We start from the raw sequence: 14,762 nt of genomic DNA on the forward strand, positions 1-14,762 counted from the left end.
TATGGCTCAGCTTCCTGCCTCGATGCGCCGTAAAACGCGGCCAGCCATTAGCTCGATTCACGAGAGACCGCCTTCACCTAAGCAAAAAATGGTGAATGCGGGTGGTTGGGTCTTGCTGGTGATTGCGTTTGTTGTATTGGCCTTGGGTTTGTTTGGCTTATATAAAGTCATGACTGATGCTCGAGCGGCACAGTTGCAGGTGGTTGGGACCAATTCTGAGGTTGAAAATCAACAGTTAGTTCAATATCTTAGTCCGATGATTAAAGATAACTATTTCACTTCAGATTTAGAACAAATTCGAGATCAAGCATTAAAAGTATCATGGGTTGATCGTGTGGTGGTGTCACGAGCTTGGCCAAATGCAATTCGGGTGCGAGTAATGCCGCGTCATGCAATTGCACGTTGGGGAACAGGGCGTTTGCTTAGTGACAATGGCGATGTATTTAGTGAGGCAGTGCCAACAACACATCCAAACTTGCCGCTTTTACATGGGCCCGCCAGCCAATCCAAAATGATGATGCGTCGCTATAATGAAATTAATCAATTGTTTCATCCAGCGAATTTGAGATTAAAAGAATTGTATTTAACCGAGCGTATGACGTGGTTCATGCAGTTTGATTCGGGCTTACGGATTATTGTAGACCAAGATCAAACCATGAATAAGTTGCAACGCTTAAGCCATTTGGCACAAACGGATTTAAAACCTGTATGGTCAAAAATCACGGCAATTGATTTGCGTTATCGGAATGGCCTTGCTATTCAGTGGAAAAATGCAACTCCGCCAAAGATTGTCAACGGTCAGTTAGTTGTAACGATTGATGACACAAGCCTTGCAGGGGCAATTCAGGCAAAGCCATAATACGTGGCTTAAAATAAAGGGCAATCGTCCTAAACAACATTAAAGATATGGTATTGAAGTAATGAGTGAAGCTGTTCCCTCAGTTGTTGCGATTGATATTGGGACTCATAAAGTCTCAGTTTTGATTGGTAAGATCCATGCACCAGATAAGATCCAAGTCATTGGCATGGCAACTGCTCGCAACCGAGGTATGGTTAAAGGCAAGATTGTTAGCTTAGACAAGGTGATTGCGGCAATCAAGAATGCGGTATCCGAAGCTGAGGATATGGCTGAGTGCCGTATTCATAGTGCATGGGTGTCGATTCCAAGTACTGAATTACAAAGTTTTTATGCGTCAGGCCGTACTCCTGTTGCCAACCACGATCATATTATTACGACAAATGAAGTGGTGCGCGCGTTAGAGTTGGCCAAAGCCAGTCATGTATCGCCAGATTATTATCTTGCCAGTGCTGTGCCATTGGGCTTTGAGTTAGGTGATTCAGCGGAATGGGTACAAAACCCAGTCAATATGTCTGCACATAGTATGACGGGTCATTATCAGTTGATGATGATGCCAATCAGCACCATGCAAAACCTTGATCGTGCCATGAAAGGGGCGAATATCGGGGTGGAAAAAATGGTGGTATCTTGTTTGGCAACCGCTGAAGCAAGTTTGCTAAAAGACGAAAAAGAATATGGTGTCTGCTTGGTTGATATTGGTGCAGGTATTACCAATATTGCCGTGTACCTCGATGGTCGTTTGGCTTTAGCGCGAACTTTGCCACGTGGTGGTGAGAATGTTACGCGTGATATTGCTGCTGTTTTACAGACCACCACGGAAGAAGCAGAACGCATCAAGATTTTACATGGCTGTGTTGACCTGAGTGTGGTGAAACCTGATCACATGATCCAAGTACAAGGCATTGATGGCACACAAACCATCAGTCGTATTGAGCTTGCAGAAATCATCATTGCGCGTTATGAAGAAATCTTCACATTAATTCGTGAAGAATTGGAGCATAGCGGTGCGATTCATGGTCTCTACCATGGCGTGGTACTCACAGGTGATTCTTGTCAAATTGAAGGTATGGTCAATTTGGCACGTCGTATGTTGGGTGTGTCTGCTCATTTGGGTAATCCGCCATTGCAAGTCTATGCGGATGATCAACATTTAGCTGCATTGCGTCGTTCAATGTATGCAACTGCATCTGGCTTATTGATGTTTAGTCAAAGTGATTTGCAAGATACGGTTGAAGAGCCAGAAGAAGCAAGTGATCGTAGTTTTGTTGATCGTGTTGCCAATGGTTGGAATGCATTAAATAGCAAATTAAAGGCCATCTTTTAAGTTGTAGTTATTTTTGGGAAAATTTGTTAGGAAGTTGTTCTAAATCCGCCACTGTACTTGACAAGCTAGCGATTATTGAACAGCATCCTACACATCAGTTGTTTAAAAATCAGGGCAGTAACGGGCTGAAGTAACTGCCATTAATATTAGGAAATCTAAAGGTCATGGCCTCATTTGAATTTATAGAAGATGAACTAGACAATGGCAACGGTCAAGCCCGTTTCACAGTATTTGGTGTTGGTGGTGGTGGCGGTAATGCCGTGCAGCATATGGCGCAATCTGATATTCAAGGCGTAAAGTTCGTATGTGCAAATACAGATAAACAAGCATTGGATAGCATGAACGCCCCATTCAAAATTCAATTGGGTGAACAAAGTACACGTGGTTTAGGTGCAGGCGCGAATCCAGAAGTGGGTCAAATCGCAGCGGAAGAAAGCCGTGAAGTGATTCGTCAGCATCTTGAAGGCACCGACATGGTGTTTGTCACTGCCGGTATGGGTGGTGGTACAGGTACTGGTGCTGCGCCAGTGGTTGCCGAAGTTGCCAAAGAGATGGGTATCTTGACTGTGGGTGTAGTGACTACACCATTCAACTTTGAAGGTCGTCGTCGTCAAAAGTCTGCTGAAAAGGGTATTGATGCCTTGGAAGCGCATGTTGATTCATTGATCATTATTCCAAACCAGCGCTTACTCAGCGTTTATGGCGATATCTCAATGAAAGATGCCTATAAAAAGGCAGATGATGTGTTGCTGAATGCAGTGCGCAGTATCTTTGATCTTGTGGTAAACCGTGGTCATATTAACCTTGACTTTGCTGACTTGAAAACAGCCATGAGTACACGTGGTTATGCCATGATGGGTGCTGGTTTAGGTCGTGGTGAAGATCGTGCTCGCCAAGCAGCAGAGCAGGCGATTCGTAGCCCATTGCTTGATAATGTAAATATTATCAACGCAAAAGGCGTATTGATTAACATCACGGGTGGGGATGATATTACCCTGCGTGAAACTGAAATTATTACTGATGTGGTTAACCAAATCGTTGATTTGGATGAAGGTGAAATCTTCTACGGTACGGTATTTGATCCAGATGCACGTGATGAATTACGTGTTACTGTTATTGCAACAGGTTTAACTCGTAATGCGAGTGAAGTTGATCAAAAGCGTCGTGCGGTGACTTCACATGCGCCAGTTTCTCAATCTGCGCAGCAATCGGTTGACGAAGATGATGTTCCAGCGATCAGCAAACGTGCAAATACGGATGCTCCAGTGGGTGCAACCGCAAGTTCTACGCCACGTTCATCGCCAATGAGCATTCAAGACTATCTGAAAAATCAACAGCGTAAATAATAAAATCATATATTTAGAGAAAGGGGGTAAGTAATTACCCCCTTTTTTATTTTTTTAAAATGGCAAAATATGCTAAGTTATATCGGTTTTTGCAAATGAAGTTGGTATGGCATGTTGAAACAACGTACTCTCAAACGTGTGGTGAAAGCGAGCGGTATTGGTCTGCACAGTGGTCAAAAGGTGCTGATTAATTTTGTTCCACATCATATTGATGGAGGTATTGTCTTTCGCCGTATCGACTTAAATCCCCCGATTGACCTTCCCGCTAATGCTTTGTTGATTCAAGAAGCCTTTATGTGCTCGAATTTGGTTCGTGAAGATATCAAAGTTGGCACCATTGAGCATGTCATGAGTGCGATTGCAGGACTGGGGATTGATAATCTGATTGTTGAAGTCTCTGCATCCGAAGTTCCGATTATGGATGGTAGTGCAGGACCTTTTATCTATTTACTCATGCAAGGTGAATTGGCGGAGCAAGATGCGCCAAAGAAGTTCATTCGCATTTTAAAGCCTGTGGAGGCTTTAATCGACGACAAGAAAGCGATTTTTTCACCACATTCAGGCTTTCAGCTCAACTTTACTATCGATTTTGATCATCCTGCATTTGCGAAAGAATACCAATCAGCCACGATCGATTTTTCAACTGAAACTTTTGTTTATGAGGTCAGTGAGGCACGCACTTTCGGCTTTATGAAGGACTTGGATTACTTAAAAGCCAATAATTTGGCCTTAGGCGCAAGCTTGGAAAATGCCATAGGTGTGGATGATACAGGTGTAGTTAATGAGGAAGGTTTACGCTTTGCCGATGAGTTTGTGCGGCATAAAATTTTAGATGCTGTCGGTGATTTGTATTTACTAGGTCATCAAGTTATTGCCAAGTTTGATGGCTATAAATCAGGACATGCGTTAAATAATCAGCTATTACGCAATGTTCAAAATGATCCAAGCAGCTATGAAATTGTAACATTTAATAACGAGAGTGATTGTCCAATTCCTTATGTGAGTGTGACATAAGTCATTGTCTTTTATTGTCTATGTTATATTATAACAATTGAATCTGAGATTTTCATCACATAAAACTAGTGTGTATTCCAACACTTAATATATGAAGTTTACTTTTTATTGCTTGCCAAACGTAGCAAAGCTTGGCTAAGCTTAGGGTCGCTCACATATTCAGCGGCGCTGCGCAATTGCTCTTGGGTCTCTGATGTAAGTGCTTTTGTTGGGGGAGAGGGTTCACGAGAGGCAACTGTTTTGTTTCTTAAGCGAACTTGGATTTTTCGTAATTCCTTGAGTCCTTCGAGCTGAGCTAACTGCGCAACATAGTGGCTTTGTAAATAGCTGAGTTGACTAATCATTGCTTGATTTTCACCAGTTATGATCAAAACCCCATGTTGATAACAAACAACCTGCCATTGCTCTGGTTGGGGCAGTAAAGGTTGAATAATTTTCGTAAGTTGTTTCCATTGTGTGACTTGCGTCGTCAGAAACGTTAAGTTTCCAGTTTTTATGTGTTGTCCTTTCTGTTGGAAAACGTTGCTAGGGTCAGACATATAACTTCCTCGGAGGTAATGTGTCCATCTTAAGCGTTTGCTTCAGCTGTTATCAAGGAAGAGATGATAAAGGAACGTTTGAAGGACGGTTTCAAGAGGTTTTTTATGCATCATACGCGTCGTATTTTACTCGCATTTTCGTTGGCTGCTTCAGCTGCTTCGGTTGCTTTCGCAGATTATCAGAACATTGGTCAAGCTACAGGTGACGACCGTTTAGAGCAATTATCAAAAACCTTAGCTCAAGGTTCTTATACTCATTCTGCTGATATGGATCTGCCAGCTGTATCGAATGTATCCGTTAAATTACGTGAAAAAACCATTGAATTGAACAATGCAACGATCGAGAAGAAATATGGTCGTTCAGCGATTTCATCTCAAGACAACGCACCTTCATTCTCTGCAAATACAGGTTATTCTTGGTTGGTCAGCCATCCATTGCAAGAAGGGCGTGTCAGTTCTTCTTGGGGGAACCGTACCTTATTAGGTTCAACACGTCATCATTCTGGTGTTGATCTTGCTGCACCCTCTGGTACGCCAATCTATTCCACTGGCCCTGGTGTCGTGACCAAGTCAGGTTGGGGTACAGGCTATGGTCAGTATGTTGAAATTGATCATGGCAATGGTTATATCACTCGTTATGCGCATGCATCACGTTTAATCGTGAATGCAGGTGATCGCGTGAGTGCTGGTGAGCATATTGCCAATGTTGGTTGTACGGGTCGTTGTACTGGACCACATTTACACTTTGAAGTTGTGAAAGATGGTCAACGGAAAAATCCATCAACTTATTTAGCAATGTTGCCTTAATGTAATTTGTTAACAGTTGTATATAAATATCTCAAAAAATCGCCTTTATTGGCGATTTTTTATGTTTTTTGTTTCATTTCGGTCAATGACTATTTTGTCAGAAAATAATAAGGCATTTTGCATTCATTTAGGGCAATACCTCTATCACCGCAAAACATGATAAAAATAGAGTTGACAAATAACTTAAGGGAAAAGGTGAATTGTATGGCGTTTTATGGCGACTCTGACGCGCAAGAAACCCAGGAATGGCAAGAAGCATTTGATTCAGTATTACAACATATGGGCACGGAGCGTGCTGCCTTCTTACTAGAAAAACTTTATCAACGGGCTATTGCAAAACATGTTCCAATCCAACGCCTAAATACGCCTTATCTCAATACCATTTCAGTTGAAGAACAACCAGCCATGCCTGGTGATCAGGATATGGAACGTCGTATCCGTGCCTTGATTCGCTGGAATGCATTGGCAATGGTGTTGCGTGCCAATAAAACGGGTGACGACCTCGGTGGTCACCTTGCAAGTTTTGCATCGTCTGCAACGCTTTATGATGTTGGTTTTAACCATTTCTTCCGCGCTGCTTCAGATAACTTTGGCGGTGACATGATCTATTATCAAGGTCACTGTGCGCCTGGTATTTATGCGCGATCATTCCTTGAAGGTCGCTTAACTGAAGATCAATTGAATAATTTCCGCCGTGAAGTGGGTGGTAATGGTCTTCCAAGTTACCCACATCCGTATTTGATGCCGGATTATTGGCAGTTCCCGACCGTATCGATGGGTTTAGGCCCGATTATGTCGATTTACCAAGCACACATTCAAAAGTACTTGATGAATCGTGGCTTGATCAAAGAAGAAGATCGTAAAGTCTGGGCATATCTAGGCGATGGTGAGATGGATGAGCCTGAAAGTACGGGTGCAATCTCACTGGCTGGTCGTGAAAAATTAGATAACTTGGTTTGGGTAGTGAACTGTAACTTACAGCGTCTGGATGGCCCAGTACGTGGTAATGGTAAGATCATCCAAGAGCTTGAATCATTATTCCGTGGTGCCGGCTGGCGTGTGATTAAAGTGGTTTGGGGCCGTCATTGGGATCCACTACTTGCGCAAGATAGTTCAGGTGCTTTAAAAGCGGTCATGGAAGAAACAGTTGATGGTGAGTATCAGCGCTATCAAGTGAAAGGCGGTGCATATACTCGTGAGAAATTCTTTGGCAAGTACCCAGAAGCTGCGGAACTGGTAAAAGATTTAAGTGATGAAGACATCGATAATCTTAACCGTGGTGGTCATGACCCGTACAAAGTTTTTGCTGCCTATGCAGAAGCAATGAAAGCCAAAGGTCAACCAACTGTTATTCTTGCGAAAACGGTCAAAGGCTATGGTTTGTCTGAAGAAATTGAAGCGGTGAACAAAACTCACCAAATCAAAAAAATGCAGATCGACTCTTTGAAATATGTACGTGACCGTTTTAACCTGCCATTTACAGATGATAAGTTAGAAGAGCTTCCATTCTATCGCCCAAGTGAAAACTCTCCTGAAATGAAGTATATGAAGGCGCGTCGAGAGGCATTAGGTGGCTACCTACCTGCACGTCGTCGTGAGAGTGAAACTTTAGCGATTCCTGAATTATCAGTATTTGATGCTGTATTAAATGGTTCTGGTGGTAAAGAGCAATCGACCACGATGCTAATGGTGCGTTTAATTGCTGCTTTACTGAAAGAAAAAGCAATTAAAGATCGTGTAGTGCCAATCGTTCCAGACGAAGCACGTACTTTTGGTTTAGAAGGGATGTTCCGTCAGCTCGGTATTTATGCCGCTCACGGTCAAAAATATACCCCAGAAGACCAAGAGCAGTTAATGCATTACCGTGAAGCAAGTGACGGTCACATGCTACAAGAAGGTATTAACGAAGCGGGTGCGATGAGTGCGTGGGCTGCGTTGGCAACCAGTTATTCAACCAATAACTTGCCGATGATTCCAATGTACATGTACTACTCAATGTTCGGTTTCCAACGTATTGGTGACATTGCGTGGGCTGCTGGTGATGCACAGGCGCAAGGTTTCTTGTTAGGTGCCACTGCGGGTCGTACTACATTGAACGGTGAAGGTTTACAGCACCAAGATGGTCATTCACATATCTTGGCGAACACCATTCCAAACTGTGTATCTTATGATCCATGTTTTGGTTATGAATTGGCTGTGATCGTACATGATGGTTTACAACGTATGTATGTGAACCAAGAGCGTGTGTTCTACTACTTAACTGTAATGAACGAAAACTACGAGCATCCTGCAATGCCAGAAGGCGCTGAGGAAGGCATTAAACGTGGTATGTACTTGTTCGAAAAAGATGAACAAGCAACGGTTCAATTATTGGGTTCAGGTGTAATCCTTCGTGAAGTGATTAAAGCTGCGAAAATCTTACGTGATGAATATCAAATCCGTTCAAACGTTTGGAGTGTAACAAGCTTCAATGAGTTGTCACGTGATGGTATGGCATGTGAAGAATACAACCGCTTACACCCCCTTACTGAAGAAGTGAAAGAATCTTGGGTATCTAAGCAGTTACGTGGTACAGAAGGTATCGTGGTTTCTGCTACAGACCATATGCGTGCTTATAGCGAACAAATCCGTGCATATCTTCCAGATGGTCGTCCATTTGTTGCATTAGGTACCGATGGTTACGGCCGTTCAGATACACGTGCGAACTTACGTAGTTTCTTTGGTGTTGATGCTGCACATATTGTTGTTGCTACTTTGAAAAAATTAGCGGACGAAGGTGAAGTAGATGCACGTTTAGTGAAAGATGCAATTTCTAACTTTGAGTTAGATACTGATCGTCCAGTGGCATGGGCGCCACAAGCGCATCCAGAACTTCAGGCAGTTGCTGAATACCATGAAACGCAAACAGGTGAGGGGAAATAATCATGCAAATCCAAGCACCTGATATTGGCGTAGATAAAGCACTGGTTGCAGAAATCTTGGTCAAAGTGGGCGACCATGTTGCAGTTGACGATAGCCTTCTGGTTTTAGAATCAGATAAGGCAACGGTAGAAGTACCAAGTACTGCAGCAGGTATCGTGAAAAGTATTCTGGTTCAACAAGGCGATGAAGTCACCGAAGGCGTTGCATTGATCGAATTAGAGTCTGAGGCTGCTGCTGAAGCACCTGCGAAAGAAGCACCGAAGTCAAAAGCAGAAGCAAAACCTGTGGAAGCTGAGACAAAAGCACAACCAGCTGCCGCTCCAGCAGCGACAGCAAGCCAGATTGTGGATGTAAAAGTCCCAGATATTGGTGTAGAAAAAGCCTTGGTTGCAGAAGTACTGGTCAAAGTGGGTGATCAGATTGAACCTGAACAAAGCATTGTGGTGGTTGAATCGGACAAAGCGACTGTAGAAGTACCAAGCTCGGTTGCGGGGATTGTGGAAGCGATCCAGATTAAAGAAGGCGACAGCATCAAAGAAGGCGTGGTCTTGATTCAGGTCAAGACTGCGAGTGCTGCAACGTCATCTGAACCGCAAGCAGCCCCGGCTCAAATAGAAGCGCCAGTCGCAACTACAGAAGCACCAACTGCAACAAATACCTCAACAGGTAATGTTGAAATTGAAGTACCTGATCTGGGTGTAGAAAAAGCTCTTGTTTCAGAAATTCTAGTTAATGTCGGTGATCGCGTTGAAGCTCAACAAAGCCTATGCGTGGTTGAGTCAGATAAGGCGTCGGTTGAAGTGCCAAGTTCAGTAGCAGGCATTGTAAAAGCAATCCATGTGTCTGCGAATCAAGAAGTGCGTCAAGGCATTGCTTTGGCAACGATTGAGGTGAGTGGTCAGGCGGCTGCACCAGCATCTGCACCAAAAGCACAAGTTCCTTCGGCACCAGTAGCAAACACAGCGCCAGAAAAACCACAAGCTCCTGCAACGACAGCAGCAACTGCGCCAGCGCAAGCTGAAAAATTGACTAAACAGCAAGAAGCTGACAATGCCAAAGTCTACGCAGGTCCAGCCGTGCGTAAACTGGCACGTGAGTTAGGTGTGGTTCTTGGGCAGGTCAAAGCATCAGGCGAGCATGGCCGTGTGATGAAAGACGATGTGTTTGCCTATGTGAAAACACGTCTGACCGCACCACAACCCGCTGCTGCAACGCAAGCCACTCCAGTGGCTTCAGGCTTGCCGAAGTTGCCAGACTTTAGTGCATTTGGTGGCGGTGAAGTGAAAACAATGACGCGTTTACAGCAAGTGTCAGTGCCACAGCTGTCATTGAATAACTTTATTCCGCAAGTGACGCAGTTTGATTTGGCGGATATTACCGAGTTGGAAGCATGGCGTGGTGAACTGAAAGATGGCTTTAAAAAGCAAGGTCTTAGCCTGACGATCTTGGCATTCATTGCCAAAGCGGTTGCACACTTGCTCAAAGAAGAACCTTATTTTGCTGGGCATTTGGCTGATGATCAGAAGTCAGTGTTATTGCGTAACGAAATTCATATGGGGATTGCAGTTGCGACTCCAGATGGCTTAACCGTACCAGTATTGCGTAATCCTGACCAGAAGTCAATTAAGCAAATCGCGACAGAACTGGCTGAACTGAGCCAGAAAGCACGTGACCGCAAATTGTCACCGAAAGATTTACAAGGTGCTAACTTTACCATTACCAGCCTAGGCAGTATTGGTGGAACAGCATTTACACCGTTGGTGAACTGGCCGCAAGTAGCGATTTTGGGTATTTCACCTGCAACCATGCAACCTGTATGGAATGGCAAAGATTTTGATCCACGTTTGATGTTGCCGTTGTCATTGTCGTATGACCATCGTGTGATTAATGGTGCTGACGCCGCGCGTTTTACCAATAAGCTGACCAAGCTGTTAAAAGATATTCGTAGCCTATTGCTCTAATCGCTTTTTGAGTTTAGAGGACCTCGCTTTGGCGGGGTTTTCTGTTTTTAGACTGGAAAGAACATGGCTTTATTTATGCTATGTTGGACATAAAATAAATTCTCATTGTTTTAGGAAGCACGGATGTTAGTGATCTATCGGGTAATGCTACCTTTATTACTCATTGTTTTTGTGACGATGGGATTATGGGTTAGTTTTTTACATTTTCCATGGGAGTGGATGATGTATGTGGTAATGGGTTTTGAGGTCCTACTTGCGACGGTCGTCATGGCAATGGAATACCAAGCTCAAAACGTAGGGGGAGCAAGTGGCTGGGGTAGTTTGGGTTTTCTCGGTTTAAGTGTGTATTTTGCTTTTTTTCTCGGTTTATTACGTGTGCTCATTTGGAGTTACCAAAAATTTTGGCTTTAGAGATTTAAAACAATTTTATTGTTTGGTAGAATGGATTCACTTCATTGGGGAGTAGCCGCTATTTACGCAAAGTAAATAGGTGATGATCAACATAATTGCTCAACTGAGCATGGTCATCATAGCAAAGAACCAAGAACAGCTTTTTGGCTGTGCTTTTGTTGGCAAGACCTTTGATTTACCACTCTGCATCAATCTATTTGATTTTGGCTAGCAGGAGGGGTAGGTCATTGGTATATTTTGCTAGCCAGAGCATTCAACTATGTATGAATTCCTCATCTCGACGTCAATCGTTGCCCTTGCTGAAATGGGTGATAAAACACAATTGCTCGCACTCTTGCTCGCAGCACGTTTCCGTAAACCGATTCCGATTTTAATTGCCATTCTATTAGCCACCACTATCAATCATGGTATTTCTGCTGTCTTGGGACAATGGATTACCACCGTACTCAGTCCTGAGATTTTACTGTGGATTCTTGCCCTCGGTTTCATCGGGATGGCGATCTGGATGTTGATTCCAGATGAACTGGGTGATGAAACTGAAAATATCAATAAATGGCAGAAATTTGGGGTTTTCGGTGCCACCTTCATTCTATTTTTCTTGGCTGAAATTGGTGATAAAACCCAAATCGCGACAGTCGCTTTAGCCGCACGTTTTGACAGTGTTTTTTGGGTAATGATTGGGACTACATTCGGGATGATGATCGCAAATGCCCCTGCGGTATTTATTGGCAATAAGTTGGCGGATAAATTACCGATTTCCTTGATCCATAAAATCGGTGCCGCGATCTTCTTGATTGTAGGTGTCTCGAGTTTGGTGCAGCACTATTTCTTCTAATCTAATCGAATGTTAAATCAGTACAGACCCATCCAAAAGTGATGGGTTTTTTCTTATAAATTATGATAAAAGTCCAATATCTGATTGAAACATGAGCTAAATCCCATTATTTTATTATGGAATTAAAATATTTCATATTTAAAGAATTTTTCTGGGGTGGTTATGAGTTTTGAGCGAACAACGTCGCAAATACTGTTTGATAATGGCACACATAAATGCATTAGTTTTACCAGTTTGGTTAAAGGGGAAGGTATTCAGGCCAATCAATTTTTAATTATTGATCATGATCGGGCGGCTGTTTTAGATCCGGGTGGCGACCTTACTTATGTGCCTTTAACCATGGAGCTTAATCGCTATACCAAACTGAAAAATTTGGATTATGTGATGGCTTCGCATCAAGACCCTGACATTATTACCTCAATGCCACGCTGGTTGGTCTATACCGATGCCAAAGTTGTGGCATCAAAACTATGGGCACGCTTTTTACCACATCTCAACTCAGCTTTTATGAGTGAGCGAATGAAAGGGAATTGGGAGGAGCGTTTGATCGAACTGTCAGATACAGGACAAATTATTCCTTTGGGTGAGTCCTCAATTGTTGCAGTGCCTGCACATTTCCTGCATTCCGTGGGTAACTTCCAGTTTTATGATCCGACAGCGAAAATTCTATTTTCAGGCGATATGGGCGCTTCGATCGTTGATGATGCGAGTCTACCGATTACGGATTTTGAAACGCATATCAAAAAGATGAAAGGCTTTCATCAACGCTATATGTGCTCCAATAAAGTAATTCGGTTGTGGGTCAATATGGTGCGTCAGATGGATATCGACATGATTGTGCCGCAACATGGCACCGCTTTTGTGGGTAAGGAGATGATCAATCAATTTTTGGATTGGATTGAGCAGCTAGAATGCGGTGTTGATTTGATGAATGAATATGTTTTTAGTTTGCCTACGGAAATGAGTTAAGTCATGGTAAGTGAAATGTAACGTTTTATGCGTGGTAGGGCAGCGACGTCGCTGTTCTATCGGTGAATTTGATATTTTATTTATATATTATTGAAATTTATATAAATAATTGGTGTTTTCTTGAACTGAATTTTCAGGATTGAGAGCGAAAAGTTATGGTGTCGAAAATCACCAATAGGATCAATTAAAATTATTTTCATCATAGAAAATGAAATCACATTGAAATTTGTTTATAATAGCTCACGGAAATTACCAGTGAGATTGTTATGCTGACCATCGTTCAAGAAGCGCTAACCTTCGATGATGTCTTATTACTTCCTGCCTACTCAACTGTTCTCCCAAAAGATGTCTCCTTAAAGACACGTTTAACACGCGGAATTCAACTTAATATCCCTCTCGTTTCTGCTGCAATGGATACAGTGACTGAATCACGTATGGCAATTGCGATGGCGCAAAATGGCGGTATTGGTATTTTGCACAAAAACATGGATATTGCAGCGCAAGCCGCTGAAGTCCGCCGTGTGAAAAAATTTGAAGCAGGTATGGTGAAAGACCCAATCATCGTTAGCCCTGAAACGACAGTGCGTGAGCTGATTGCGATTACCCAAGCGAATAACATTAGTGGTGTGCCTGTTGTAAAAGATGGCAAAGTGGTGGGTATCGTCACAGGTCGTGATACACGCTTTGAAACCAATCTTGAACAGCCTGTAAGTAACATCATGACAGGTCAAGATCGTCTCGTGACTGTTCGTGAAGGTGAATCGAAAGAAAATATCCAAGCATTATTGCAAAAACACCGTATTGAAAAAGTATTGGTTGTTGGTGAGAACAATGAGCTTAAAGGCTTAATTACGGTCACTGACTTCCGTAAAGCTGAAAGCTATCCAAACAGTTGTAAAGATGATTTGGGTCGTTTACGTGTTGGTGCTGCGGTCGGTACAGGTGCAGAAACACCAAGCCGTGTCGAAGCCTTGGTTGATGCAGGCGTAGATGCGATTGTGGTGGATACAGCACATGGTCATTCTGCGGGTGTAATTGAACGTGTTCGTTGGGTAAAAGCCAACTACCCACAAGTTCAAGTGATTGGTGGAAATATTGCAACAGGTGATGCAGCCTTGGCATTGCTTGATGCTGGTGCTGATGCCGTAAAAGTAGGTATCGGTCCTGGTTCAATCTGTACCACACGTATCGTTGCTGGTATTGGTATGCCACAGATTTCTGCAATTGACAGTGTTGCAAATGCACTGAAAGATCAAATTCCTTTGATTGCGGATGGTGGTATTCGTTTCTCTGGTGATATGGCGAAAGCGATCGGTGCAGGTGCGAGCACGATTATGGTCGGTTCACTCCTCGCTGGAACAGAGGAAGCACCAGGTGAAGTAGAATTCTTCCAAGGCCGTTATTACAAAGCATACCGTGGCATGGGTTCATTAGGTGCAATGGCGGGCGTATCTGGTTCTGCTGACCGTTATTTCCAAGACGCTAAAGCAGGTGCTGAGAAGTTAGTGCCAGAAGGCATCGAAGGTCGAGTTCCATACAAAGGGCCAATGGGTAACATCGTACATCAAATGATGGGTGGTTTGCGTTCATCGATGGGTTATACGGGTTCATCTGTTATTGAAGATCTTCGTCAAAATGCAAAATTTGTGAAGATTACGTCAGCAGGTATGTCTGAATCACATGTTCATGACGTTACGATTACCAAGGAAGCACCAAACTATCGAGTTGGTTGATTTTTGGTAATTTTGTTGACAGAAAAACCGTCAGTCCACTGA

Annotated in this window: 12 protein-coding genes and 1 riboswitch; of the genes, 11 read left to right on the forward strand and 1 reads right to left on the reverse strand. The window is 43.2% G+C overall.

The window, feature by feature from the left end; genetic code table 11:
• Position 1: 1 nt before the first annotated feature.
• The 4 genes from F3J02_RS08040 (at position 2) to lpxC (ending at position 4,543) form a co-directional block, all read left to right on the forward strand.
• Positions 2-859 carry a cell division protein FtsQ/DivIB gene (locus F3J02_RS08040; protein ID WP_167248512.1) on the forward strand — a complete coding sequence of 286 codons (858 nt, stop codon included), beginning with the start codon at positions 2-4 and terminating at the stop codon, positions 857-859.
• A gap of 61 nt (positions 860-920) precedes the next feature.
• Positions 921-2,183 carry a cell division protein FtsA gene (gene ftsA, locus F3J02_RS08045; protein ID WP_167248513.1) on the forward strand — a complete coding sequence of 421 codons (1,263 nt, stop codon included), beginning with the start codon at positions 921-923 and terminating at the stop codon, positions 2,181-2,183.
• 164 nt (positions 2,184-2,347) lie between these two features.
• Positions 2,348-3,529, forward strand: a complete 1,182-nt coding sequence (ftsZ, locus tag F3J02_RS08050; protein WP_167248514.1) for a cell division protein FtsZ — start codon at positions 2,348-2,350, stop codon at positions 3,527-3,529.
• Between the two features lie 111 nt (positions 3,530-3,640).
• Positions 3,641-4,543, forward strand: coding sequence for a UDP-3-O-acyl-N-acetylglucosamine deacetylase (gene lpxC, locus F3J02_RS08055; RefSeq protein ID WP_167248515.1), 903 nt, complete (start codon positions 3,641-3,643; stop codon positions 4,541-4,543).
• A gap of 98 nt (positions 4,544-4,641) precedes the next feature.
• On the opposite strand, the gene F3J02_RS08060 is transcribed toward lpxC, so the two are convergent.
• Positions 4,642-5,082, reverse strand: a complete 441-nt coding sequence (locus F3J02_RS08060; protein WP_167248516.1) for a DUF721 domain-containing protein — start codon at positions 5,080-5,082, stop codon at positions 4,642-4,644.
• Between the two features lie 105 nt (positions 5,083-5,187).
• Between F3J02_RS08060 and F3J02_RS08065 the strand changes: the two genes are divergently transcribed.
• From F3J02_RS08065 to guaB, 7 genes are all read left to right on the forward strand, one after another.
• Complete coding sequence (locus F3J02_RS08065; RefSeq protein WP_005201593.1) at positions 5,188-5,889, forward strand: M23 family metallopeptidase; 702 nt, start codon at positions 5,188-5,190, stop codon at positions 5,887-5,889.
• Between the two features lie 204 nt (positions 5,890-6,093).
• Positions 6,094-8,811: a pyruvate dehydrogenase (acetyl-transferring), homodimeric type gene (gene aceE / locus F3J02_RS08070; RefSeq protein WP_167248517.1), complete on the forward strand. Its 2,718-nt coding sequence runs from the start codon at positions 6,094-6,096 to the stop codon at positions 8,809-8,811.
• Between the two features lie 2 nt (positions 8,812-8,813).
• A complete protein-coding gene (locus F3J02_RS08075) occupies positions 8,814-10,772 on the forward strand; it encodes a 2-oxo acid dehydrogenase subunit E2 (protein ID WP_167248518.1) in 1,959 nt (652 codons plus the stop codon).
• 123 nt (positions 10,773-10,895) lie between these two features.
• Positions 10,896-11,183 carry a hypothetical protein gene (locus F3J02_RS08080; protein WP_167248519.1) on the forward strand — a complete coding sequence of 96 codons (288 nt, stop codon included), beginning with the start codon at positions 10,896-10,898 and terminating at the stop codon, positions 11,181-11,183.
• Between the two features lie 34 nt (positions 11,184-11,217).
• Positions 11,218-11,358: riboswitch (yybP-ykoY riboswitch) on the forward strand.
• Between the two features lie 84 nt (positions 11,359-11,442).
• Complete coding sequence (locus tag F3J02_RS08085) at positions 11,443-12,018, forward strand: TMEM165/GDT1 family protein (protein WP_167248520.1); 576 nt, start codon at positions 11,443-11,445, stop codon at positions 12,016-12,018.
• Between the two features lie 162 nt (positions 12,019-12,180).
• Positions 12,181-12,987, forward strand: coding sequence for an MBL fold metallo-hydrolase (locus tag F3J02_RS08090; protein WP_167248521.1), 807 nt, complete (start codon positions 12,181-12,183; stop codon positions 12,985-12,987).
• Between the two features lie 266 nt (positions 12,988-13,253).
• The gene (gene guaB / locus F3J02_RS08095) at positions 13,254-14,720 is read left to right on the forward strand and encodes an IMP dehydrogenase (protein ID WP_167248522.1); all 1,467 of its coding nucleotides are present in this window, start codon (positions 13,254-13,256) and stop codon (positions 14,718-14,720) included.
• The last annotated feature ends 42 nt before the right edge of the window (positions 14,721-14,762 follow it).

This window comes from Acinetobacter sp. Tr-809, from assembly GCF_011753255.1.
In the GTDB taxonomy this organism is placed as follows: Bacteria; Pseudomonadota; Gammaproteobacteria; order Pseudomonadales; family Moraxellaceae; genus Acinetobacter.